Here is a 22158-nt window from a genome sequence, read left to right as displayed (position 1 = left end):
CACCTCCCCATGACGGCATTTGCATATACATGCGAGCGAGTGCATACTCTTCCTATGTCTAAGGTCCTCACCTCCCTGCCCACCGGCGAGCGCGTCGGCATCGCCTTCTCCGGCGGCCTCGACACCTCGGTCGCGGTCGCGTGGATGCGCGACAAGGGTGCCGTCCCGTGCACCTACACCGCCGACATCGGCCAGTACGACGAGCCCGACATCGCCTCGGTGCCCGGCCGCGCGAAGGCCTACGGCGCCGAGATCGCGCGCCTGGTCGACTGCCGAGCGGCACTGGTCGAGGAGGGCCTGGCAGCGCTCGCCTGCGGCGCGTTCCACATCCGCTCGGGCGGCCGTGCCTACTTCAACACCACGCCGCTGGGCCGCGCCGTGACCGGCACCCTGCTGGTGCGGGCGATGCTCGAGGACGACGTACAGATCTGGGGCGACGGCTCCACCTTCAAGGGCAACGACATCGAGCGGTTCTACCGCTACGGCCTCCTTGCCAACCCGCACCTGCGCATCTACAAGCCGTGGCTCGACGCCGACTTCGTCACCGAGCTGGGCGGCCGCAAGGAGATGTCGGAGTGGCTGGTGGCCCACGGGCTGCCCTACCGCGACAGCACCGAGAAGGCGTACTCGACCGACGCCAACATCTGGGGCGCCACCCACGAGGCGAAGACGCTGGAGCACCTCGACACCGGTGTGGAGACCGTCGACCCGATCATGGGCGTCCGGTTCTGGGACCCCTCGGTCGAGATCGCCACCGAGGACGTCACGATCGGCTTCGACCAGGGCCGCCCGGTCACGATCAACGGCAAGCCGTTCGCCTCCGCCGTCGACCTGGTGATGGAGGCCAACGCGATCGGCGGCCGGCACGGCCTGGGCATGTCGGACCAGATCGAGAACCGCATCATCGAGGCGAAGAGCCGCGGCATCTACGAGGCGCCCGGCCTGGCCCTCCTGCACGCCGCCTACGAGCGCCTCGTCAACGCGATCCACAACGAGGACACCCTCGCCCACTACCACAGCGAGGGCCGCCGCCTCGGGCGGCTGATGTACGAGGGCCGCTGGCTGGACCCGCAGGCGCTGATGGTCCGCGAGTCGCTTCAGCGCTGGGTCGGCTCGGCCGTCACCGGCGAGGTCACGCTGCGGCTGCGTCGCGGCGAGGACTACTCGATCCTGAACACCACCGGCCCCGCGTTCAGCTACCACCCCGACAAGCTGTCGATGGAGCGCACCGAGGACTCGGCGTTCGGCCCCGTGGACCGCATCGGCCAGCTCACCATGCGCAACCTCGACATCGCCGACTCGCGCGCCCGCCTGGAGCAGTTCGCCGGCCTGGGCCTCGTCGGCGCTGCCCAGCCCTCACTGATCGGCGCGGCCCAGGCGGCGGCGACCGGTCTGATCGGTGCCATGCCGGAAGGCGGCGCCCAGGCCATCGCCTCGCGCGGCGAGGTCTCCGGCGACGACGAGCTGCTGGACCGCGCCGCGATGGAGTTCGGCACCGACTGACGGGTGCCCCGGCCGGTACGCCGACACGGATCCGTATCCTCGGAATCCGAGGACGCACGACGGACACGTCGGCGCACCGGCAGGCACGGCGGACACGCCGGCGCACAGGCAGGAAAGCGAAGGTGGCGGCAATGGCGAAGGTCCCGGCAGCGGCAGTGGCGGCGGGCGGTCTCCTCGGCGGTTACGGAATCGCCCGCTGGACCGGGAAGCGCCCGCTGGGCGGTGTCGCCCTGGCCGCCGCCGGGTCGGTGGCGGCGTACGAGTGGAACCGGCAGGCCGGGGCCCGCGCCGCCACCGGGCTCACCGTCGCCTACGTCGCCGCGTTCGCCGGCTCGCACCCCCTGGCCAAGAAGCTCGGTGCCTGGCCCGCCGTGTTCACCGTGGCCGGCGGGGTCGCCGCCGCGTCCTGGGCGGTCACCCGCCGCAGCGCGCGATAGCCCCGGCACGGCGTCCCGGCCGGCCTGCCGGACGGGGCCCCGCGGGAAAAAGTCCGGCCCCGGGGATTGAACACGGGCGCCGCGGGGTGCGTACTGAAGAGCAACTCCCCGCGTGACCCGGGGGCGTGCCCGTACGACAGGACGGGCACGCCTCCGGTCAGCCCCCCAGCGCGTGCGACACCGAATAGATCGCCAGCCCGGCCAGCGCACCCACCACGGTCCCGTTGATCCGGATGAACTGCAGGTCACGGCCGATGTGCGCCTCGATCTTCTTCGACGTCTGGTCCGCGTCCCAGCCGGCCACCGTGTCGCTGATCAGCGAGGTGATCTCCGTGCGGTACGTCGTGACGACATACGCCGCCGCATCCTCCAGCCAGCCCTCCAGCTTGGCCTGCAGCCGCTCGTCCGAGGCCAGCCTGGCGCCCAGGGACATCAGCGACGCCCGCGCCCGCATCCTCAGCTCGCTCCGCTCGTCCTCGGCCGCCGCGATGATCATCGAGCGGACGGAGGACCAGGCGGACGCGATGACGTCCTGGACCTCACCACGCCCCAGGATCTCCGACTTCAGCCGCTCCACCCGGGCCCGGGTGTCCGTGTCCGTCTGGAGGTCGGCGGCGAAGTCCGTCAGGAACGTGTCGATCGATCCACGTGCCGGATGGCCCGGCATGTCACGCATCTCCGTGACGAAGCGCAGCAACTCCTTGTAGACCCGCTCACCCACCCGCTTGTCCACGAACCGCGGCGTCCAGCCCGGCGCCCCGCCCTGCACCGCGTCCATCACGGAGTCCCCGTGCAGGACCAGCCAGTCGTGGGCCCGTACGCAGACGAGGTCGACGACCCTGCGGTGACCGCCGTCCGAGACGATCTTCTCCAGCATCTTCCCCATCCCCGGACCGACTTCCGCCGCGTCCGCCCGCCGGGTGATCGCCTCCCCGACCACCGCCTGCACGTCGGAGTCCCGCAGGACGGTCAGCGCCCCGCGCAGCGCGGTGGCCAGCTCGGCGGTGACGCGGTCCGCGTGTTCCGGGTCCGCCAGCCAGGTCCCGAGCCGCGAACCGACGCCCAAGGCGTGAATTCGGTCACGAACGACGTCTCCGGAGAGAAAATTCTCGCCCACGAAGGAACCGAGTGACTCCCCCAACTGGTCCTTCTTGGTAGGAATGATGGCGGTGTGCGGGATGGGCAGGCCGAGCGGACGCCGAAAGAGCGCCGTGACGGCGAACCAGTCCGCCAGCGCACCCACCATTCCGGCCTCGGCGGCCGCTGCGACGTAGCCCGGCCAGCCGCCCACACCCTCGTTCTTCGCCCAGGTGGCGAGGACGTACACGAGCGCGACGAGCAGGAGCAGCCCCGTGGCGGTGGTCTTCATACGGCGCACACCGCGCCGCTTCTCCTCATCGGCGGCGGTGTACGCGAACCCGCCGAGCGTCGGCCTCGGCCGGACGGCCCCGGGGCCGTCCGTCCCGGGCGCCGTTCCCTGTCCCGCGTCCTGTTCCATCCGCTCCACCCGTCCGCGTACGCGTCACGCCGTGCCGTACGCATTGTCCCTACCTCACCTACTCCCGGGCCGCACGTCGAGTTCCCCGCGGCCTGTCGCATCATGAGAGAAACCCGAACACCCGGCCGAACCCCGCAAGGAGAATCACCGCAGATGCCCAGGCGCCAGCGCTACGCCCTGCTCATCGCCCTCGCAGCAGGCACCGCGACGCTCGCCACCGCCGTCGCCTTCGGCACGACGCTGATCACCGACGAGCGGCAGACACCGCCGAGCGGGTCCCCGAGCCGCACCGCGGCCCACAACCCCGCCGCGCCGGCCAACTCCCTCGGCACCTGGGTGGCCACCTGGACCGGAGCACCCGTCAGCGCGGAACCCGCCGCCGGACAGGGCTACCCCGGCCGCACCATCCGCAACGTCGTGCACACCAGCGTCGGCGGTGACGCCGCCCGCATCACCCTGTCCAACCTCTTCGGCACCGCCCCGCTCGTCATCGACCAGGCCGCCGTCAACACCCGCCCGGTGACCTTCCAGGGGCGTCCCACCGTCACCGTCGCCGCGGGCCGGCAGGTCGTCAGCGACCCCGTCGTCGTCCCCGTCGCCCCCGACGCCGACCTGGAGGTCACCCTCCGCACCCCGTACGCCTCCGGACCCGTCACCCAGCACCCCAACACCCACCAGACGTCCTTCCTGGCCGACGACCACGGCACCTGGAGCACCACCCGGTGGCGCTACCTGACCGCCGTCGACGTCCGCAACACGACCTCTCCCGGGGCGATCGTCGTGATCGGCGACTCCCTCACCGCGGGCAGCGGCTCCACGACCGACGCCAACGCCCGCTGGCCGGACGTCCTCTCCGACCGCCTCCGGCACACCTACGGCATCGCCAACCAGGGCATAGCCGGCAACCGCCTCCTGCGTGACAGCCCGCTCGCCGTGGGCGGCGTGAAGAGCATCGGCGGCCTGAGCGGCACCCACCGCTTCGACCGCGACGTCCTGTCCGTCACCGGAGCGAAGACCGTGATCATCGCGCTCGGCATCAACGACGTACAGCAGTTCCCCCAGGAACCGGACCCCGAGCGCATCATCGCCGGGCTCCGCGCCCTCACCGAGCGGGCGCACGCCCAGGGGCTCCGGGTCGTCGGCGCGACACTGACACCCTTCGAGGGCTACTCGAACTGGACGCCCGAACGCAACGACGTGCGCCTCACGGTCAACAAGGAGATCCGCTCCGGCAGGATCTTCGACGCGTTCGCCGACTTCGACGAGGCCGTACGCGACCCGTACGCGCCCGACCGGATCCTGCCCGAGTACGACTCCGGTGACCGGCTGCACTTCAACGACGCCGGCTACCGCGCCCTGGGCCGCGCCATCGACCTCGGCACGGTCGACGGGACACCGAAGGCCGACGCCTTCTGACCCGCGCACCACGCGAAGGCCGGACGGACGACCGGCCTTCGCACCCCGGCAGGATCGGGCCTACGCACCACGGCGATATCCGGCCTTCGCACCCCGGCAGGATCAGCCGAGCTCCTTGCGCCCGTCCCCCGTGTCCGGCTTCTGCAGCCGCAGCCGCTCCTGCTCCTGGAGCCGCCGCTTCTCCGCCTTGCTCCGCTTGCGCTCCACACCGACCCCGCCCATCAGCGCGAACCCCGTGATCCTCACCCGGGGCGCGTCCGGAGCCGGCTCCGGCTCCTCGTCGAGCTTGGAGTGCTCCCCGAAACCGCCCATGATGCCGAGGCCGTTGACCTGGACGTTCAGGTCCGGCGGCACCGTCACCTGCATCCCGCCCATGATCGTGAAGCAGCGGATCACGACATCCCGCTCGGCGAAGTGCGCCTCCCGCAGGTCGATCTCGCCGCCGCCCCACATCGCGAACGCGGTGAACTTCGGTCCCACCGTCCAACGGCCCTTACGGCTGAATCCGCCCCAGAAGGCGAACGCCCCCGACGACGTGGGAGCACCACCGATCCGCGCGGGCCAGTTCGCCGACGACCCCTTCCGCCCGGCCACCGCAGCGGCCTCCGGCCCGCCCGGCGCCGGGAGGTCGCGCACGAGCGGCACCAGCTCCCCGTGCGTACGCGCCTTGAACGTCGCGTCGAGCCGCTGCTCGAACTCGTCCATCTCCAGCCGGCCCTCGGCCACGGCCTCCCGCAAGGTCTCGGCGACCCTCTCGCGTTCCGCGTCGGAGGCACGCATGTCCGGGTTCTCACTTGTCATACCGCGCACCCTATAGAGCAACCACGGCACGGCCTAAGGGCTGTCCCGTAATCCCTGGCGGGCGCACGACGACAGCTACGGCACCTCGCCGCGTTGTCGGAACGCCCGAATACATCCAGTATGCGGGTGTCCCTCCGCCTTGCGATGCACCGCATCCGACGCCGCGCGCTGATCCACCACGGATTGCGGGACAGCCCTCAGGCGGCGGAATCCGACGCGTACATCTTCGCGATGACGGACTCGATGTCCGGCTCCCGCACCGACAGATCGACCAGCGGATAGTCCGCCGCGATACGCGCCACCAGCGGCGCGGCCGACGTCGCCGCCGGGAACGCCAGCCACTGCCGGGGCCCCTCCACCTTCACCACCCGCGCCGAGGGCTCCGACCCCAGCTCGATCGGCGGCAGTTCCCGCTCCAGGTCCACCACCAGCGTGCGCTCGCTCTCCCCCACCTCGTGCAGCCCGGCCAGCGCACCGTCGTACATCAGACGGCCGTGGTCGATCACCATCACCCGCTTGCACAACTGCTCGATGTCGGTCAGGTCGTGCGTCGTCAGCAGCACCGTCGTCGACCGCTCCGCGTTCAGGTCCCGCAGGAACCCACGCACCTTGGCCTTCGACACCACGTCGAGCCCGATCGTCGGCTCGTCCAGGTACAGCACCTCCGGGTCGTGCAGCAGCGCCGCCGCGATATCGCCCCGCATCCGCTGCCCCAGCGACAGCTGACGCACCGGCACCTCCAGCAGCGCACCCAGATCCAGCAGTTCGACACACCGGTCCATGTTCTCCCGGAACCGGCTGTCCGGGATCCGGTACATCCGGTGCATCAGCCGGTACGAATCACGCAACGGAAGGTCCCACCACAGCGTCGTACGCTGCCCGAACACCACACCGATCCGGTGCGCCAGCTTCGTACGCTCCCGCGACGGGTCGATGCCCGCGACCCTCAGCCGGCCGCCGCTCGGTGTGAGGATCCCCGTCAGCATCTTGATCGTCGTCGACTTCCCGGCGCCGTTCGGCCCGATGTAACCGACCATCTCACCGCGCGGCACCCGGAAGCTGATCCCGTCCACCGCCCGCACCTCCCGCCGCTCACGGCGCATGAAGCCCGTCCTGCGGCGCACGTCGAAGACCTTCTCGACGCCGTCGAGCTCGATGAAGTCCATGTCGTCCACGCCCACTCCTCAGCTTCCCGTACTGCGGTACGCCCGCAGCCCCACCCGCCACGCCAGCCCCGCGACCACCCAGCACCCCACCGCCACCAGCGGCGGCAGGAACGCCACCCAGCGCGGCAGGTCCAGCGGATAGTCCCGGCCCAGCACGTACAGGGCCGGCAGCCAGCTCACGAACGCCAGCGGCACCACGAACGTCACCCCGCGCACCAGGTCCTTCGCGAACACCGACGGCGGATACTGCAGCAGCGTCGTCCCTCCGTACGTGAACGCGTTCTGCACCTCGGAGGCGTCCTGGGCGTAGAACTGGAACGCCGCCCCCACCACGAACACCGCTCCGAAGACGGCCGCCCCGCTCAGCACCATCATCGGCAGCATCGCGACCTTCAGCGGCGTCCACTCGATGTCCAGCACCACCAGCGCGTAGCCCAGCACCAGCAGCCCCTGCGTGATCCGCCCCAGCCTGCGCAGCGCGAACCGGTCGGCGGCCACCTGCGCCAGCACCGGCACGGGGCGCACCAGCAGCGTGTCCAGCGTCCCGTCCCGCACCCGCCGCCCCACCCGGTCCATCGACCCCAGCACCAGGTCGGCCAGCCCGAACGCGGTCGCCGACGCGCCGTACAGCAGGGCGATCTCCGGCAGCGTGTAGCCGCCCAGCACGTCGACGTGCGTGAACATCAGCATGATCGTGACGAAGTCGAAGCCCGTCGCCACGAAATTCCCCACGGCCGTCATCACGAACGACGCGCGGTACGCCATGGTCGAACGCAGCCACATCGCCACGATCAGCCCGTACGCCCGCACCCCCTCGACCAGCCGCGACCTCTCGGCGAACGCGATCCCCGGCTCCGCCCCGACGACGCCCTCCACCCCGACCTCAGCCACCCTGGACCACCACCCTCCTGGTCGCCACCGACTGCAGGAGCCGTCCCGCGAGCAGCAGCACCACCGCCCAGCCGGCCTGGAAGGCGTACGCCCCCGCCAGGTCCCAGCCCGCGTAAGTACCGAGGAACACATCGGCCGGCACCTGCAACAGGGACGACCACGGCAGTGCGCGGGCCACGTCACCGAGCACACCGGGGAACAGGTTCAGCGGCAGCAGCATCCCGGAGAAGAACAGCCCCGCCAGCCACGCGATCTGCATCGCCCCCGCCCCGTCCATCAGCCAGAAGGCCGAGAGCGCCACCAGGAAACGCACCGCGAAGCTCACCACCACCCCCAGCGCCACCGACACCAGGAACGCGAGCCAGGTCCACGGGGAGCCCGGCAGCGCCAGATCGAAGGCCAGTGCGCCCAGCACCATCGGCACGATCCCACGCCCCAGCAGATGGAAGGCGGCCCGGCCCAGGTCCCCCGCCATCCACCACAGCTGCAGATCGGCGGGCCGGTACAGATCGACCGCGATGTCGCCCGTCCGGATCCGCTCCATCAGCTCGTCCTCGAAGCCGCCGCCCATCATCGCGCAGGTCATCAGCAGGGCCTGACCCAGCCACACATAGGTCAGCGCCTGCGACATGTCGTACCCGCCGAGGTGCGGGCGCTCGTCCCACAGGGCGATGTAGGTGTACGCCATGATGAAACCGAAGACGGTGTTGGTGAACACCCCCGCGAGCGTGGCCACCCGGTAAGTGGCGTACCGCCGGAATCCCCCGGCCGCCACCACGGCATAGAGCCGCACCTCGCTCCCCCCTCTTCCGCCAAAGCGCACGACCTTAGTCGAGGCCCGCCGGCCGCCGCGACCCTATTTCAGCCCGAAGAATCCGAGGGTTATCCGCCCGAAAAGTGCACTATAGGAAAATCATCCGCAGTCGAGGAGCCTCACAGTCATGAGCCAAGAGCCACCGCAGGACGGCGGAGACCCTGGTCAGCAGGGCTCCCAGGGCTGGACCCCCCGAGACCCCTCGGCCGCGGCCCCCGACCCCGACCCCCAGCACCCGAACGGCGCAAAGGACGCCGAAGGGCGCACAAAACGCCCCAAGCGGCCCAAGCGCACCGGCTGGCGACGCGCCGTCCCCACCTGGCGCATGGTCCTCGGCGGCGTACTCCTCCTGGCCCTGCTCCTCGTCGGCGGATTCATCGCCGGCTACCAGATCGTCGACATCCCCGCCGCCAACGCCAGCGCGACCGCCCAGTCCAACGTCTACCTGTACGCGGACGGAAAGACCGTCATCGCCCGCGACGGCGAGATCAACCGCGAGAACATCCCCCTCCGCCGCATCCCCCGCACCATCCAGCACGCCGTACTAGCCGCGGAGGACCGGGACTTCTACTCGGAGGACGCCATCGACATCAAGGCCACCCTCCGCGCCGGCTGGAACACCGTCACCGGCAAGGGCAGGCAGGGCGGTTCCACCATCACCCAGCAGTACGTCAAGAACTACTACCTCGGCCAGGAACAGACCGTCGTCCGCAAGGCCAAGGAATTCTTCATCTCCATCAAGCTCGACCGCGAACAGAGCAAGGACGAGATCCTCGAGGGCTACCTCAACACCAGCTACTTCGGCCGCAACGCCTACGGCATCCAGGCCGCCTCCCACGCCTACTACGGCAAGGACGTCGAAGACCTCGACGCAGGCGAGGGCGCCTACCTCGCCTCCCTGCTCAACGCCCCCAGCTCCAACGACGTCGTCGCCCACCCCGAGAACAGGAAGGCCATCCTCGCCCGCTGGGACTACGTCCTCGACGGCATGGTCGAACACCACTGGCTCACCCCCGACGACCGCGACGCCATGACCTTCCCAGTCCCCGGCAAGGCCAAGCCCGCCACCGCGCTCTCCGGCCAGCGCGGCTACATCGTCCAGGCGGTCGACCACTACCTCGCCGCCAACAGGATCCTCGACGAGAAGACCCTCGCCACCGGCGGCTACCGCATCACCACCACCCTCCAGAAGAAGAAGCAGGACGCCCTCGTCGAAGCCGTCAAGGACAACGTCCTGTCCAGGACCAGCGACGAACGCGACGCCGACCGCAACGTCCGCGCCGGCGGCGCCTCCGTCGACCCCGGCACCGGCCACGTCGTCGCCCTCTACGGCGGCGTCGACTACACCAGACAGTTCGTCAACAACGCCACCCGCCGCGACTACCAGGTCGGATCCACCTTCAAGCCGTTCGTCCTCGCCGCCGCTCTCGCCAACGGGTCCACCACCCAGAAGGACCGCCCCATCACCCCCAACACGCACTACGACGGCGACAACGAACGCACCGTCCAGGCCGCCACCGGCCCCACCGACTACTCCCCCGCGAACGAGGACGACGTCGACTACGGCTCCATCACCGTCCGCGAGGCCACCGACAAATCCGTCAACGCCGTCTACGCCCAGATGGCCCAGGACGTCGGCCCCCAGGAGGTCAAGGACACCGCCGTCGCCCTCGGCATCCCCCAGGACACCCCCGACCTCACCGCCTCCCCCTCCATCGCACTCGGCCCCGCCACCGCCAGCGTCGTCGACATGGCCTCCGCCTACGCCACCCTCGCCGACCACGGCGAACAGCGCCCCCACACCCTCGTCTCCAGGATCAGCAAGAACGCCGACGAGCTCGACCTCCCCAAGAGGACCACCCGGCGCGCCATCAGCCGGGAAGCCGCCGACACCACCACCTCAGTCCTGCGCAGCGTCGTAGACGGCGGCACCGGCACCGCGGCCCAGAGCTCCGGCCGCCCCGCCGCCGGCAAGACGGGCACCGCCGAGGAGGACAAGGCCGCCTGGTTCGCCGGCTACACCCCCGACCTCGCCACCGTCATCGCCGTCATGGGCCAGGACCCCGAGACCGGCGTCCAGAAACCCCTCTACGGCGCACTCGGCCTCGCCCGCATGAACGGCGGCGGCGCACCCGCCGAGACCTGGGCCGCCTACACCAAGGCCGCCCTCGAAGGCAGCCCCGTAAAGAACTTCGACCTACAGGCCGACGAAGGCCCCGAGGAACCGGACCCGGACGAGAGCGGGGACCCGGACGAGAGCGGGGACCCCGACGACACCGAGGAAGCCGGAGGCACCCGGAAACCGAGGGGCCGCGAGGACACCGACGAACCCGGCACCGCGGACTCCCGCGAGGAACGACGCGGAACACGCACCCGCACGCCCGACTCCCCCTCGGAAGCCACCCGCGCCCCCCAGGAACCCCGCACCGCCGACCCCGCCGCCGCACCCCCACGCACCGACGGCCGGGACCGCGGAACCGACGCCCGCTCCCCCCACCGGCCCGGAACGGAACCCGCCCACCGGGAACCCGCCCACCCGGAACCCGACCGCCCCGGCGCGGGCCCCCCGGCCGACCCGCACGACAGGGACGGGCAGGACCCCCACGGCCCCACCCGCCCCTGAACACACGATGGCGGCGCCCCCGGACCCGGGAGCGCCGCCATCGCCGTTCAGCTCAGTGACCGGACGTCGCCTTCAGCCCCACCACCGCCACCAGCAGCAGACAGACGAAGAAGATACGGGCGGCGGTCACCGGCTCGTTCAGCACGACCATGCCCAGCACCGCCGCACCGGCCGCACCGATCCCCACCCACACGCCGTACGCCGTACCGATCGGCAGCGTCTTCGCCGCCTGCGACAGCAGCATCATGCTGGCCACGATCCCAAGGCCCGTGAACACACTCGGCCACAGCCGCGTGAACCCCTCGGTGTACTTCATCCCGATCGACCAGCCCACTTCCAGCAGACCGGCAACGACCAACAGAACCCACGCCACGACGGCACCTCCACGACGAAACACGCGAAACACGTGACCAACACGGGCGCGTCGTCTTTGCGGAAACCCGGTACGGCGCATCTCGTCGGGGTCCCACCACCGTAGCAAGCCCACAGAACAGCCAAAAGGCCTGGTGACCACAGTCACCAGGCCCACCCGACACACAACTACCTACAGATACAGCCCGGTCGAATCCACCGAACCCTCGAACCGGTCCGCCGCCACCGCATGCAGATCCCGCTCACGCATCAGCACGTACGCCACACCCCGCACCTCGACCTCGGCACGGTCCTCGGGGTCGTACAGCACCCGGTCACCCGGCTCCACGGTCCGCACGTTCTGACCGACCGCGACCACCGCGGCCCACGCCAGACGCCGGCCGACCGCCGCCGTCGCCGGAATCAGGATCCCGCCACCCGACCGCCGCTCACCCTCGGGCGAGTCCGACCGGACCAGCACACGGTCGTGCAGCATCCGGATCGGCAGCTTGTCATCGGTGTTGCTCATGCCGTTGTCGCTCACGCGCAGAAACCTACCTGCCCCGAACCGCTCCGAACGCCCCAGGGCCGCACGGAAACCGCCCTCAGCGCCTCTTGCGCCGCACCGACCGCGCAGGCCCGGAGGACCGCGACGACGACACCGTCAGCAACGCCACCGCGGCGACCACCACCACCGCCGCCGGAATCACCCGCTCCAGCCGCGGCGAACCGTCCTCCGCCACGAACTGCGCCTTCACATCCGAAACCGAACGGTTCACCGCGACGTACGCACGCCCCGCCGTCCGGTCCACCGTCGACGCGACCTTGGCCTTCGCGTCACCGATCATCGTCTTCGGGTGCACCCGCACCCCGATCTCGTCCAGCACCACCGCAAGCTGCGCACGCCTGCTGATGATGTCCGCCTCGATCTGCGCAGGGGTCCTGGTATCCGACACTGCGCCGCCTCCGTGGTCGTCTCGGGTAAACCTTCATCGACAGTCTGTCAGCTCGGCCGCCCCCACACCCGGCGGCACCCCCTATTACGCTCGGTGCCACACAGCACACGTGCCACTCGAGGAGAGACATGAGCGAGCGACTCCAGACCGGCGACACCGCCCCCGCCTTCACCCTTCCGGACGCCGACGGCAACGATGTCTCGCTCGCAGACCACAAGGGCCGCAAGGTCATCGTCTACTTCTACCCCGCCGCACTTACCCCCGGCTGCACCAAGCAGGCCTGCGACTTCACCGACAACCTGGAGCTGCTGACCGGCGCCGGCTACGACGTCATCGGCGTGTCGCCCGACAGGCCGGAGAAGCTCGCGAAGTTCCGCGAGAAGGAGAACCTCAAGGTCACACTGGTCGGCGACCCCTCCAAGGAGACCCTGGAGGCGTACGGCGCGTTCGGCGAGAAGAAGCTCTACGGCAAAGTGGTGACAGGAGTGATCCGCTCCACGATCGTGGTCGACGAAGAGGGCAAGGTGGAGAAGGCCCTCTACAACGTCAAGGCGACCGGACACGTCGCCAAGATCATCAAGGACCTCGGGATCTGACCCGATCCAGGGGGGTCCTGGCCGAAAAAGGTGTGACCGAGGTCGCAATCTCCCGTTGATTCGGTTTGCAACCGCCATGACTGCGCAGAAGCCTTTCCTGGAACACCGTTCGACGAAAGGAACCGGCCATGGCGGCCTCCGACCCCCACCAGGCGGCCGACCCTGATGCGGTCAAACGCCACCCGGCACTCTTCCGGGCCATCCGGAAGCGCCAGAACCCCCGGCTCCGTCGGACGGACATCACCATCACCGACGACCAGGCGGTCAAGCGTGCCGTGAAGGCGGCATCGCTCGGTAACGCCATGGAGTGGTTCGACTTCGGCATCTACTCCTACCTGGCCGTCACCATCGGGCACGTCTTCTTCCCCTCCGGGAACGACACCACCCAGCTCCTCTCGTCGTTCGCGACCTTCGCCGTGGCATTCCTCGTCCGGCCCCTGGGCGGCATGTTCTTCGGCCCCATGGGCGACAAGATCGGCCGCAAGAAGGTCCTCGCCCTCACCATGATCCTCATGGCGGTCGGCACCTTCGCGATCGGCCTCATCCCCTCCCACGACACCATCGGCGTCTGGGCCGCCGTCCTGCTGATCTTCTTCCGGATGCTCCAGGGCTTCTCCACCGGCGGCGAGTACGGCGGCGCGTCCACCTTCATCGCCGAGTACGCCCCCGACAAGCGCCGCGGCTTCTTCGGCAGCTTCCTCGAATTCGGCACCCTGGCCGGCTACGTCGGCGCAGCCGGACTCGTCACCCTGCTGTACGCCCTCCTGGACACCGGCCAGATGGAGTCCTGGGGCTGGCGCATCCCGTTCCTCGTCGCCGGTCCCCTCGGCCTCGTGGGCCTCTACCTGCGGCTCCGCCTGGACGAGACCCCCGCCTTCCAGAAGCTGGAGGGCGGCACCGCGCACGCCACGGAGGCCGCCGACCACGTCGAGTCCACCGCCAAGGGCGACCTCGCGAAGATCTTCCGCCAGTACTGGCCGACGCTGATCCTCTGCATCGCCCTGGTCGGCGCGTACAACATCACCGACTACATGCTGCTGTCGTACATGCCGACGTACCTCTCCGACGAGCTCGGCTACAGCGAGACCCACGGCCTGCTGATCCTGCTCGGCGTCATGGTGTTCCTGATGCTGATCATCAGCCAGTTCGGCAAGCTCTCGGACCGCTTCGGCCGCAAACCGCTCCTGATGACCGGCATGCTCGGCTTCCTGTTCCTGTCGCTGCCGGCCTTCCTCCTGATCCGGCAGGGCAGCATCCCGGCGATCATCATCGGCATGCTGATGCTGGGCCTCTCCCTGGTCTGCCTGCTGGGCACGATGTCCGCCGCCCTCCCGGCCCTGTTCCCGACCAACGTCCGCTACGGCTCCCTGTCGGTCGGCTACAACCTCTCGGCGTCGATCTTCGGTGGCACGACCCCGCTGGTGATCACCGCCCTGATCAGCTGGACCGGCTCGAACCTCATGCCGGCGTACTACGCCATGGCCGCGGCCCTGGTCGGCGTGATCGCGGTGGCCTGCATGAAGGAGACCGCCAACCAGCCTCTGGCCGGCTCCCCGCCCTCGGTGGAGACGGAAGAGGAAGCGGCGGACCTGGTCCACTCCCAGAGCCCGGACCCGAAGTTCTGACGCACGCTCCTCGCGGGAGGGCCTGCCATCGGGGAGTACCCGGATGGCAGGGCTTCCCTCCGGCGCCTGCGGCCTTCAGCCGCGCATGAGGTCCTGGTTGACACGTTCGACGTGTGCGTGCAGCGGCCCCTCGGTGACCACACCCTCGCCCTGGCCGCGCCTCCAAGGATCCACCTCGATCACAGTGACCAGTGCGTTGCCCAGCCCGATCACCACCCACCAGTCCCGGCCATCAGCATGGACCCGCCAGGTCGACTTGACCCACTTGCCGGTATCTGTGCGTACGTCGGCCGAGACCAGGGCCCAATGATCCGGGTCGAACGCCGTCAGCTCCTCGACGGGCGCGTTGCGCTGCTGGAGACGCTCGATCACGTGAGCCCCCTGCGCCTTCAGCCGCGCCGGCTCGCGCAGGATGTGGCGCACGCGGGTGAACAGGGAAGCCGGCCCGGACTCGGCGTGGAAGCGGGCTGTCTCGAAGCGGTGTGCCACGGTGATTCCTTGGGCAGTTCGGTCAGGTGCTGTGTTGGAAACGCACCGGCGCGCTCAGCACAGCCCGGGCGCCTGCGAAGTCGGCCGGACGGGCCGCCACCATGGCGACGGCGAAACGTTGCGGTAGGGCGGCGGAGAACTTCAGGCCGCGTATTGCGCGCGGCAACGCCGCCAGTCTTGTCCTCGTCCGGCGGAGCCGTCTCACTGGGGCGTGGACCGCAGCAGTGCGACGCGGCGCCTGCCCCCGCCGTCCCCCGTCAGGGAGTCGGCGAGGGAGGGGGTTGTGCAGCACCTCGACCAACTGACGCAATGGTGTTGATCCCATTGCCCTATCGACTCGTCGGGTGTCCGGGAAATGCCTGGGCTTACGAACTCGTCGCATGGCATGCTCATTGATCTTGCTACAAAGCGGTTATCTGCTGAATATCGGGGGTTGAGGCATCGTGGGGTACACGATTCCTGAGGGCGTCGACACGATGCTCGATGTGGTCGGTGTGGGCTGGCCGAACGTAGACGAGGACGCCTACCGCGACATGGCGGACGCACTGCGGGAGTTCGGGGACGACGCAGACGACGACGCGTAAGCCGCCTACCAGCACATCCAGAAACTGCTGGCGACCGGGCAGAGCGAGTCACTGACCGCGCTCGACAAGCACTGGTCGAAGGTGCAGGGCAAGCATAAGGATCTGGCGAAGGCCGCGCGGCTCGTCGCGGGTGCGCTGGACCGGGTCGCGGACATCATCGTGGCCCGCAAGATAGCCGCCGTGGCCGAACTGGCCGACCTGTGCGCGACGGTGGGAATCACCCTGGCCTTCGCACCGCTGACCGCCGGGCTGTCGACGCTGCTCGCCGGCGCGAAGATCGCGGCGACCCGTATCGCCTTCAAGCGGATCCTCAAGGAGATGGCTGAAGCCGCCGTATCGGAGATCGTCGCGACGCTTACCGAGCCGGCGGTCGCCGCGATCGAGAACATCGTGGCGGATCTGGCGGTCCAGACGGCGCTGAACGTCGCGGGTGTACAGGAAGGCTACGACCCAGGCCAGACGGCACAGGCGGGCAAGGACGCGCTGCAGATCAACTCGGTTGGCGGGTCCGGTGGCCCGGGCGGTGGCCCGGTGATCGACCACGATGCGCACAGCAAGGCCGGGATGCACCTGGCCGGTGTGCAGATCACGATGCGCGAGAAGACGGGCGGCAAGCTCGGCAAGGCCAAGGGGCACCATGGCCGGGCCAAGGGCAAGGACTCCCTGACCGCTGTACTCGACACCACGATCGAGGGGGTGGTGGAGAAGCTCGGCAAGGCACTGGGTGATCTTGGCGACCACGTCGGCAAGACGGTTCCCGATGGCATCACCAGGAGTTCCAAGACGCACAAGGACACCGACCACGACATCCGCGACGGAGTCCAGAAGATTCATGCCCGGGTAGGCGAGGACAAAAGCGGCTCCGGCGGGGGGCGGTGGAGGCGGAGGGGGAGGGGGAGGGGGAGGGGGAGGGAGAGGGGGCAGGGATGGCGGCGGAGACCCCAACGGGAAGCCGATAAGTCCTCAGCCGGGCTGGCACGGGAAGAGCGCCGGTAAAATGAAGCACCACCGACGTGACGCGTTGGACGTGAGCCACCTGAGCCCGGAACAGCAGCGAGACGCCCTCCGTCGGGAAACGCGCGGACTTGCGGACGATGCCCAGAAACAGGCACCTGGCCATCACCCGACCGGCAAGGATCGCCTGGTGAAATCATGTGCAGGAGCTTTGCTGCACGAGGGAACTCTGACGAGCCACTCGAGCTCCACCAAGCGGCACGGCCAAGTACTCCTCGACACCCACCCGGCGCTCAAAAATGTCGTCGATCAGGTGGAAAGAGACATCCGAGCAGATAACGAGAACCCGGGTGCCGGGCACGGCAAATGTGCCGAGGTTGCACTCATATCCGACCGTCTGCACGGCATAGAGACAAGAGACAACATAAAGATCAGCACACCCGACGACATTCGCAGGGCCATGAGCGGCGCACTCGTATACTCCCTGCAGATCGGGGAGCAGGATTCTCCCACCGGACTCAAGAAGCACGGGGACTACAAAGAGCCCTGCCGGTCATGTTCAAGAATTCTTCCGCTGGTCGGCGTCACAGCACACACATAGGCAAGGGAAATATGTCAATTCTTTCCACAGCAGAAGAAGTGGATGCGTGGCTGTCAGAGGCCGGATGGCATCCGGGGCGCAACGTCGGAGACGAGGCATCCGAAGCAGTTTCCGCCGTCGTCGAGCGATATCGCTCGTACGGCGTGGAGATCGAACCTTCCGCCCCCGCCCTCGCCTTCATTCGGGAGCATGCATTCCTTCGGGCGGTCATCGACACCGCGCCAGAGAATTTCGCCGTCTTTACGCCGCATCTCGTATTCAAAGGGGATGCCGAGGAAATCTCCGAACTCGCCACAGACCTCGGTGTACAGCTTTTCCCGGTCGGGTACGACACCTACGATGGTTCCACCCTGCTCATTGACACGAACGGGCGATTCTTTTTTTCGCATCACACAGGAGCATACTATCTGGGGCGCGAAAAATACGAGGCACTGATGAGCCTCATGAGTAGCGAGATGGAAGATGCGGAGAACTACTTTGTCTGACCTCGTCCCCGGAGTGGCGGCTTCACTACTCGTCAACGGCCAGATCTTCAGTCAGACCAATCTCGGTGGTGATGGACTGCCTGACCTTCACCCTGCGGTGCGGGACTTCTTCGACGCCCTCCCCACGGAGAACCGCGAGTACTTCGTCGGGCACTGCGCCGAGTCCGCCTTGGTCTCGGACCAGTTGTGGGGGCTGGACCGTCAGCGCCCCGACGGGGGGACGACAACCCTCGACGAGGCCGCATCCCACTTCACCGGGGCTGCCCTCGTCGCGAAGAAGATTCGCAGCCAGGGCGACCCCGATCACGGCTCCCCGGCTCAGGTATGCCGTTCCTGCTCGGCGCTGCTCGAGCGGCTCGGCATCGACGTCATCAGCTCATGACACGCGGCGAGGATGTACTGGCATCCGCCGGGTGGCACCAAGGCCGTGATGTCGAATCGGAGGCCTTGTCAGCTGTCTTCAGGGCTGTCGCGCTCGTAGAGCCGACGCCCGGCACCTCGCCGTGGGTGCTGTTCCCCGCTGCCGAGCAGGCACTGCGCGCATTTCACGGACTGCGCTCGCGTCCGGCCGGGCCTGGTCAACAGGTCGCGCCCACGGGATGGGTGATCGACCCCGTGGCGGTCCGGCATGCCGGACATCCGCTGTCGCGTCTCACGGAGAGCACGGGATCCCGGCTGTTTCCGCTCGGACGCACGGACGCCGACGCAATCCTCGCCGTAGACGAAGAGGGGCGACTCTTCTCGATCGATCACGGAGGACAGTGGCTGCTCGGTGAAACGGTCCGTGAAGGCCTCGCCGCGTTGACTGAAGGACGTGCCCCGCACAGGATCGCCGCCCGGCAGTGGGCTTGGACCGTCTCGTCGCCGAACGGGGAGCCGCTGGCCGACGTCATACACACGGCGCTTGTCGCTGTCTACGTGCTGCACCACCGGCAGGTATTCAGCGCCCGACACCTTCGGCTGATCGTCACGCCCCTACGTGGCATAGCTCCGGTCGCCCTGGACCGTACTGTCCCCTTGCCTGGCGGTTCTCTGGAGGACGGTGCAGTGCCCCTTGCGGCAAAGATGGAAGCCCTGATCGAGGCTGAGGATGTGACGACACGAGGAGCAGAACTCAAGGTGGAGGTGCCTGCTCCGCGTAACGCCACCGCTCAGCAGTCGTCCGTCAGTTGCGCTGTGCGCACGGGACACCTCGCGAAGACCCCTGCGACCGTGGAGCTGCATCTCGCCGCAGGTGCGGATGCCTCGATCGGCCGCCTCCGGACAGCCGTTCAAGCGTGTTCCGAGGACCTGGCCCGACAAGCCCCGGCCCTCTCTGCCTGAGAGAGGCCCGTCACCAGCCGCGAGTCCGAACACGGCCAGGACCGGCCCGCCCATGGGACGGCCAGCCAGGCAGGTCAGCGAGTTCCAGAACAGGGCCTGGTGTGGTGACTGCGTCGGTTCACCGGGTTGCCCGTTGTGCTGGTGGAAAGTGACGATGCTTTCGACCAGCAGGGGAGGCGGAATGGCAGCACCGGTCAGGGCCCTGCGGCTGACGAAGCAGGCCCTCATGCCCCGCACCACCCCGCCACGCCCCCTCGACGTAGAAGCGATCTTCCCTGCCCTGGCAGCCCACTGGCGCACAACCACACGGCTCCACCCTCGCCACGACTCTCCCAGGCCCCAGGAAGCTGAGCGACGGCCGCATGGAGAATCTGCGGCTCCTGTGCCCGAACTGCCATGCGGTGACCAGTACGTGGCGCCGAGGGGCGCACGCCGAACGGGGGGCTCTGGAGACTCCCTCACCAGCTGAGCCGGCAGGCCGGTACGATGACAGACGGCTAGCGGCGGTGGTGCAACTGGCGACACAGCAGACTTAGGATCTGTGGCCCGTGAAACGGCTTGAGGGTTCGAATCCCTTCCGCCGCACCGCAAACGGCCTGCGAATCGAAGGATCGATGCGCAGGCCGTTTTTGCGTCCAATCTCAGCCCACCAACTCCCGCACCACCGGCACCAGCGCCCTGAACGCCTTCCCCCGGTGGCTGATCGCGTTCTTCTCGTCGGGGGTGAGCTCCGCGCAGGTCCGTGTCTCGCCGTCCGGCTGGAGGATGGGGTCGTAGCCGAAGCCGTAGGCGCCGGCCGGGGCGGTGCGCAGGGTGCCCGTGAGGCGGCCCTCCACCACGCGTTCCGTGCCGTCGGGGAGGGCCAGGGCCGCGGCGCAGGCGAAGTAGGCGCCGCGGTGCGGGGCGTCGATGTCTCCGAGCTGGGCGAGGAGCAGGTCCAGGTTGGCCCTGTCGTTGCCGTGGGCGCCCGCCCAGCGGGCGGAGAAGATGCCGGGGGCTCCGCCGAGTACGTCGACGCAGAGGCCGCTGTCGTCGGCGACGGCCGGGTGGCCGGTGGCCCGGGCCAGGGCGTGCGCCTTGAGGAGGGCGTTCTCGGCGAAGGTGACGCCGGTCTCCTTGACGTCGGGGACGTCGGGGTACGCGTCCGCGCCGACGAGGTCGTGGGTCAGGCCCGCGTCGGCGAGGATCGCGTGGAGTTCGGTGATTTTCCCGGCGTTGCGGGTGGCGAGGATCAGGCGCGTCATGCGTCGATTATCGCCGACCGGTCAGGGAGTGCAGACCTTGCCGATCTCGGCGGCCGCGTCGGTGACGGGGGTGATGTCGGGGGTGGCGTCGCCCTTGTCGATGGAGTCGCGGACGTTGCCGACGCCCGCCTGGAGGTCGTCGACGGCCTTGCTCAGGTCGGCGTTGTCCGTGGTGTCGCCGAGGTCCTTGAGTTCCTTGTCGATCTGGTCCAGGGATTCGGACGCCTGGGTCGGGTCGTCGGAGGCGTTGGACACGGCCTGCTGGAGATTGTCGACGCTGGTGGCGATGGCGTCGGCGGTGCGGACGCAGTCCAGGGCCTTGTCGACGGCGCCGCAGCCTGCGGCCGCTGTGAGCGTCAGCAGGGTGGCGGTGACGGCGAGTGCGGTGCGTTGGTGGCGGCGCAAGGCCATGGTGCGGTCCCTCCCCGGGGGCGGATACGTGGACGGACGCACGGTTCGACCCGTGCGCCCGTATCCGCTACGACGCCGTGCGCTGGGTATTTGGTTGCTTCTTTACCCGCCTTTACTCGCCGAGTGTGCGGGCGAGTGCCTCTTCCTGGAGCTTGGCGAGGTCGGTGCAGCCGGCGGTGGCGAGGTCGAGGAGGGCGTTGAGCTCGTCGCGGTCGAAGGGCTCGGCCTCGGCGGTGCCCTGGACCTCGACGAAGCGGCCGTCTCCGGTGCAGACGACGTTCATGTCGGTCTCGGCGCGGACGTCCTCCTCGTAGCAGAGGTCGAGGAGGGGGGTGCCGTCGACGATGCCGACGCTGATCGCGGCGACGGTGCCGGTGAGGGGCTTGCGGCCGTGCTTGATGATCTTCTTGCCCTGGGCCCAGGCGATGGCGTCGGCGAGGGCGACGTAGGCGCCGGTGATGGCGGCGGTGCGGGTGCCTCCGTCGGCCTGGAGGACGTCGCAGTCGAGGACGATGGTGTTCTCGCCGAGGGCCTTGTAGTCGATGACCGCGCGGAGCGAGCGGCCGATGAGGCGGCTGATCTCGTGGGTGCGGCCGCCGATCTTGCCGCGTACGGATTCGCGGTCGCCGCGGGTGTTGGTGGAGCGGGGCAGCATGGAGTACTCGGCGGTGACCCATCCTTCGCCGCTGCCCTTGCGCCAGCGCGGGACGCCTTCGGTGACGGAGGCGGTGCAGAAGACCTTGGTGTCGCCGAAGGAGATGAGTACGGAGCCTTCGGCGTGCTTGCTCCATCCGCGTTCGATGGTGACGGGGCGGAGCTGTTCGGGGGTGCGGCCGTCGATACGAGACATGGCGTCGAGCCTATCGGCTGAGGGGGCCGGGTCCGTTCGGGTGTGAGGTGGGTGCGGGGCGGGCGGGGAGCCGGCGCGGGGCGGATGCACGGCAGGCCCCGCTCCGTGCCGGTCGGGGGCGGAGCGGGGCCTGCGCGTGGGATCTTGGTGGGCCGGCCGGGTCAGCCGGTCACATCATGTCTTCGATGTCGGCGGCGATGGGGTCGGCGTCGGTGCCGATGACGACCTGGATCGCGGTGCCCATCTTGACGACGCCGTGGGCTCCGGCGGCCTTGAGCGCGGCTTCGTCGACCTTGCTGGGGTCGTGGACCTCGGTGCGGAGGCGGGTGATGCAGCCTTCGATCTCGTCGATGTTCTCGATACCGCCGAGCCCGGCGACGATCTTCTCAGCCTTGCTGGCCATGTCCTTCTCCCTGGTCTGTACGTGCGTGGGGCGGCCCACCGTGGGTCCGTTTCGTCACGGTAACGCACGGTTGGCCCAACTTCACGGGCGGGTAACCGCGCTGTCCCCAATGATGACGATCACCGGCGCCCTGCCTC

General features: G+C 69.0%; 25 protein-coding genes, 1 tRNA gene, 1 pseudogene and 1 riboswitch. Of the genes and pseudogenes, 14 read left to right on the top strand and 13 right to left on the bottom strand.

The window, feature by feature from the left end:
- The first annotated feature begins 54 nt into the window (after nucleotides 1-54).
- Complete coding sequence (gene argG, locus P8A20_RS22505; protein WP_147963620.1) at nucleotides 55-1503, top strand: argininosuccinate synthase; 1449 nt, start codon at nucleotides 55-57, stop codon at nucleotides 1501-1503.
- A gap of 131 nt (nucleotides 1504-1634) precedes the next feature.
- On the top strand, nucleotides 1635-1940 hold the full coding sequence (locus tag P8A20_RS22500; protein ID WP_147963621.1) for a hypothetical protein: 306 nt from the start codon (nucleotides 1635-1637) through the stop codon (nucleotides 1938-1940).
- Nucleotides 1941-2097: 157 nt separating this feature from the next.
- On the opposite strand, the gene P8A20_RS22495 is transcribed toward P8A20_RS22500, so the two are convergent.
- Nucleotides 2098-3438, bottom strand: a complete 1341-nt coding sequence (locus P8A20_RS22495; RefSeq protein WP_147963622.1) for a DUF445 domain-containing protein — start codon at nucleotides 3436-3438, stop codon at nucleotides 2098-2100.
- 153 nt (nucleotides 3439-3591) lie between these two features.
- Between P8A20_RS22495 and P8A20_RS22490 the strand changes: the two genes are divergently transcribed.
- Entirely contained in the window at nucleotides 3592-4854 is a 1263-nt protein-coding gene (locus P8A20_RS22490; RefSeq protein ID WP_306104115.1) for an SGNH/GDSL hydrolase family protein, read from the top strand.
- A gap of 102 nt (nucleotides 4855-4956) precedes the next feature.
- On the opposite strand, the gene P8A20_RS22485 is transcribed toward P8A20_RS22490, so the two are convergent.
- The 4 genes from P8A20_RS22485 to P8A20_RS22470 all read right to left on the bottom strand — a co-directional run bounded on the left by P8A20_RS22485 (nucleotide 4957) and on the right by P8A20_RS22470 (nucleotide 8505).
- Nucleotides 4957-5634, bottom strand: a complete 678-nt coding sequence (locus tag P8A20_RS22485; protein ID WP_306105184.1) for a DUF1707 domain-containing protein — start codon at nucleotides 5632-5634, stop codon at nucleotides 4957-4959.
- 218 nt (nucleotides 5635-5852) lie between these two features.
- Nucleotides 5853-6821 (bottom strand): ABC transporter ATP-binding protein, encoded by a 969-nt coding sequence (locus tag P8A20_RS22480; protein ID WP_147964120.1) that lies wholly within the window; start codon nucleotides 6819-6821, stop codon nucleotides 5853-5855.
- Between the two features lie 18 nt (nucleotides 6822-6839).
- Entirely contained in the window at nucleotides 6840-7712 is an 873-nt protein-coding gene (locus P8A20_RS22475) for an ABC transporter permease (RefSeq protein WP_371934410.1), read from the bottom strand.
- A complete protein-coding gene (locus tag P8A20_RS22470) occupies nucleotides 7705-8505 on the bottom strand; it encodes an ABC transporter permease (protein ID WP_306104114.1) in 801 nt (266 codons plus the stop codon). Before P8A20_RS22470 ends, P8A20_RS22475 begins: the two co-directional genes overlap by 8 nt.
- A 148-nt stretch (nucleotides 8506-8653) precedes the next feature.
- Between P8A20_RS22470 and P8A20_RS22465 the strand changes: the two genes are divergently transcribed.
- Complete coding sequence (locus P8A20_RS22465; RefSeq protein ID WP_306104113.1) at nucleotides 8654-11149, top strand: transglycosylase domain-containing protein; 2496 nt, start codon at nucleotides 8654-8656, stop codon at nucleotides 11147-11149.
- 52 nt (nucleotides 11150-11201) lie between these two features.
- Here the strand turns inward: P8A20_RS22465 and P8A20_RS22460 are convergent, their stop codons facing one another.
- From P8A20_RS22460 to P8A20_RS22450, 3 genes are all read right to left on the bottom strand, one after another.
- A complete protein-coding gene (locus P8A20_RS22460) occupies nucleotides 11202-11522 on the bottom strand; it encodes a DMT family transporter (protein ID WP_014046245.1) in 321 nt (106 codons plus the stop codon).
- A 45-nt stretch (nucleotides 11523-11567) separates the two neighbouring features.
- A riboswitch (guanidine-III (ykkC-III) riboswitch) is annotated at nucleotides 11568-11633 on the bottom strand.
- A gap of 60 nt (nucleotides 11634-11693) precedes the next feature.
- Nucleotides 11694-12029: a GroES family chaperonin gene (locus P8A20_RS22455; protein ID WP_033298980.1), complete on the bottom strand. Its 336-nt coding sequence runs from the start codon at nucleotides 12027-12029 to the stop codon at nucleotides 11694-11696.
- Between the two features lie 76 nt (nucleotides 12030-12105).
- Nucleotides 12106-12456 (bottom strand): DUF3618 domain-containing protein, encoded by a 351-nt coding sequence (locus P8A20_RS22450; protein ID WP_147963626.1) that lies wholly within the window; start codon nucleotides 12454-12456, stop codon nucleotides 12106-12108.
- A 128-nt stretch (nucleotides 12457-12584) separates the two neighbouring features.
- On the opposite strand from P8A20_RS22450, the gene bcp reads away from it, so the two are divergent.
- Nucleotides 12585-13052, top strand: coding sequence for a thioredoxin-dependent thiol peroxidase (gene bcp / locus P8A20_RS22445; protein ID WP_147963627.1), 468 nt, complete (start codon nucleotides 12585-12587; stop codon nucleotides 13050-13052).
- A 128-nt stretch (nucleotides 13053-13180) separates the two neighbouring features.
- Entirely contained in the window at nucleotides 13181-14677 is a 1497-nt protein-coding gene (gene proP, locus P8A20_RS22440) for a glycine betaine/L-proline transporter ProP (RefSeq protein ID WP_306104112.1), read from the top strand.
- Nucleotides 14678-14752: 75 nt separating this feature from the next.
- On the opposite strand, the gene P8A20_RS22435 is transcribed toward proP, so the two are convergent.
- On the bottom strand, nucleotides 14753-15166 hold the full coding sequence (locus P8A20_RS22435; RefSeq protein WP_261988993.1) for a hypothetical protein: 414 nt from the start codon (nucleotides 15164-15166) through the stop codon (nucleotides 14753-14755).
- Nucleotides 15167-15609: 443 nt separating this feature from the next.
- On the opposite strand from P8A20_RS22435, the gene P8A20_RS22430 reads away from it, so the two are divergent.
- The 8 genes and pseudogenes from P8A20_RS22430 (at nucleotide 15610) to P8A20_RS22400 (ending at nucleotide 19698) form a co-directional block, all read left to right on the top strand.
- Entirely contained in the window at nucleotides 15610-15750 is a 141-nt protein-coding gene (locus P8A20_RS22430; RefSeq protein WP_187282410.1) for a hypothetical protein, read from the top strand.
- Between the two features lie 81 nt (nucleotides 15751-15831).
- On the top strand, nucleotides 15832-16746 hold the full coding sequence (locus tag P8A20_RS22425) for a hypothetical protein (RefSeq protein WP_306104111.1): 915 nt from the start codon (nucleotides 15832-15834) through the stop codon (nucleotides 16744-16746).
- Nucleotide 16747: 1 nt separating this feature from the next.
- Nucleotides 16748-17305 (top strand): YwqJ-related putative deaminase, encoded by a 558-nt coding sequence (locus P8A20_RS38735; RefSeq protein WP_187282411.1) that lies wholly within the window; start codon nucleotides 16748-16750, stop codon nucleotides 17303-17305.
- Entirely contained in the window at nucleotides 17260-17790 is a 531-nt protein-coding gene (locus P8A20_RS22420) for an SUKH-3 domain-containing protein (protein WP_261988994.1), read from the top strand. Before P8A20_RS38735 ends, P8A20_RS22420 begins: the two co-directional genes overlap by 46 nt.
- Nucleotides 17783-18172 (top strand): YwqJ-related putative deaminase, encoded by a 390-nt coding sequence (locus P8A20_RS22415; protein ID WP_147963632.1) that lies wholly within the window; start codon nucleotides 17783-17785, stop codon nucleotides 18170-18172. The genes P8A20_RS22420 and P8A20_RS22415 overlap by 8 nt, the downstream gene beginning before the upstream one ends.
- Entirely contained in the window at nucleotides 18169-19113 is a 945-nt protein-coding gene (locus P8A20_RS22410) for an SUKH-3 domain-containing protein (protein ID WP_306104110.1), read from the top strand. Before P8A20_RS22415 ends, P8A20_RS22410 begins: the two co-directional genes overlap by 4 nt.
- 350 nt (nucleotides 19114-19463) lie before the next feature.
- Nucleotides 19464-19649: pseudogene (locus tag P8A20_RS22405) on the top strand (hypothetical protein); the annotation flags it as partial.
- Nucleotides 19614-19698 (top strand) — tRNA-Leu (locus P8A20_RS22400). The pseudogene P8A20_RS22405 and the gene P8A20_RS22400, both read left to right, overlap by 36 nt.
- A 56-nt stretch (nucleotides 19699-19754) precedes the next feature.
- On the opposite strand, the gene rdgB is transcribed toward P8A20_RS22400, so the two are convergent.
- From rdgB to P8A20_RS22380, 4 genes are all read right to left on the bottom strand, one after another.
- Nucleotides 19755-20357, bottom strand: coding sequence for an RdgB/HAM1 family non-canonical purine NTP pyrophosphatase (gene rdgB / locus P8A20_RS22395; RefSeq protein WP_147963634.1), 603 nt, complete (start codon nucleotides 20355-20357; stop codon nucleotides 19755-19757).
- Between the two features lie 21 nt (nucleotides 20358-20378).
- Nucleotides 20379-20768, bottom strand: coding sequence for a DUF8711 family protein (locus tag P8A20_RS22390; RefSeq protein WP_147963635.1), 390 nt, complete (start codon nucleotides 20766-20768; stop codon nucleotides 20379-20381).
- A 112-nt stretch (nucleotides 20769-20880) separates the two neighbouring features.
- On the bottom strand, nucleotides 20881-21618 hold the full coding sequence (gene rph / locus P8A20_RS22385; protein WP_104786209.1) for a ribonuclease PH: 738 nt from the start codon (nucleotides 21616-21618) through the stop codon (nucleotides 20881-20883).
- A 169-nt stretch (nucleotides 21619-21787) separates the two neighbouring features.
- Nucleotides 21788-22060: a PTS sugar transporter subunit IIB gene (locus P8A20_RS22380; protein WP_078468346.1), complete on the bottom strand. Its 273-nt coding sequence runs from the start codon at nucleotides 22058-22060 to the stop codon at nucleotides 21788-21790.
- Nucleotides 22061-22158: the final 98 nt, after the last annotated feature.

The sequence above is a fragment of the Streptomyces sp. Alt3 genome (assembly GCF_030719215.1).
GTDB classification, from domain to species: Bacteria; Actinomycetota; Actinomycetes; order Streptomycetales; family Streptomycetaceae; genus Streptomyces; species Streptomyces glycanivorans.
The sequence above is the reverse complement of the archived record's forward strand: the minus strand, read 5'-3'. Positions and strand labels throughout refer to the sequence as shown.

Excerpts from the sequence above, each read along its gene's own strand:
- P8A20_RS22485 (WP_306105184.1), bottom strand. The coding sequence starts at position 5,634 with ATGCGTGCCTCCGACGCGGAACGCGAGAGGGTCGCCGAGACCTTGCGG.
- P8A20_RS22490 (WP_306104115.1), top strand. The coding sequence starts at position 3,592 with ATGCCCAGGCGCCAGCGCTACGCCCTGCTCATCGCCCTCGCAGCAGGC.
- P8A20_RS22390 (WP_147963635.1), bottom strand. The coding sequence starts at position 20,768 with ATGGCCTTGCGCCGCCACCAACGCACCGCACTCGCCGTCACCGCCACC.
- P8A20_RS22410 (WP_306104110.1), top strand. The coding sequence starts at position 18,169 with ATGACACGCGGCGAGGATGTACTGGCATCCGCCGGGTGGCACCAAGGC.
- argG (WP_147963620.1), top strand. The coding sequence starts at position 55 with ATGTCTAAGGTCCTCACCTCCCTGCCCACCGGCGAGCGCGTCGGCATC.
- bcp (WP_147963627.1), top strand. The coding sequence starts at position 12,585 with ATGAGCGAGCGACTCCAGACCGGCGACACCGCCCCCGCCTTCACCCTT.
- P8A20_RS22495 (WP_147963622.1), bottom strand. The coding sequence starts at position 3,438 with ATGGAACAGGACGCGGGACAGGGAACGGCGCCCGGGACGGACGGCCCC.
- P8A20_RS22455 (WP_033298980.1), bottom strand. The coding sequence starts at position 12,029 with ATGAGCAACACCGATGACAAGCTGCCGATCCGGATGCTGCACGACCGT.
- rph (WP_104786209.1), bottom strand. The coding sequence starts at position 21,618 with ATGTCTCGTATCGACGGCCGCACCCCCGAACAGCTCCGCCCCGTCACC.
- proP (WP_306104112.1), top strand. The coding sequence starts at position 13,181 with ATGGCGGCCTCCGACCCCCACCAGGCGGCCGACCCTGATGCGGTCAAA.
- P8A20_RS22480 (WP_147964120.1), bottom strand. The coding sequence starts at position 6,821 with ATGGACTTCATCGAGCTCGACGGCGTCGAGAAGGTCTTCGACGTGCGC.
- P8A20_RS22420 (WP_261988994.1), top strand. The coding sequence starts at position 17,260 with ATGTTCAAGAATTCTTCCGCTGGTCGGCGTCACAGCACACACATAGGC.
- P8A20_RS22500 (WP_147963621.1), top strand. The coding sequence starts at position 1,635 with ATGGCGAAGGTCCCGGCAGCGGCAGTGGCGGCGGGCGGTCTCCTCGGC.
- P8A20_RS22465 (WP_306104113.1), top strand. The coding sequence starts at position 8,654 with ATGAGCCAAGAGCCACCGCAGGACGGCGGAGACCCTGGTCAGCAGGGC.
- P8A20_RS38735 (WP_187282411.1), top strand. The coding sequence starts at position 16,748 with ATGAAGCACCACCGACGTGACGCGTTGGACGTGAGCCACCTGAGCCCG.
- rdgB (WP_147963634.1), bottom strand. The coding sequence starts at position 20,357 with ATGACGCGCCTGATCCTCGCCACCCGCAACGCCGGGAAAATCACCGAA.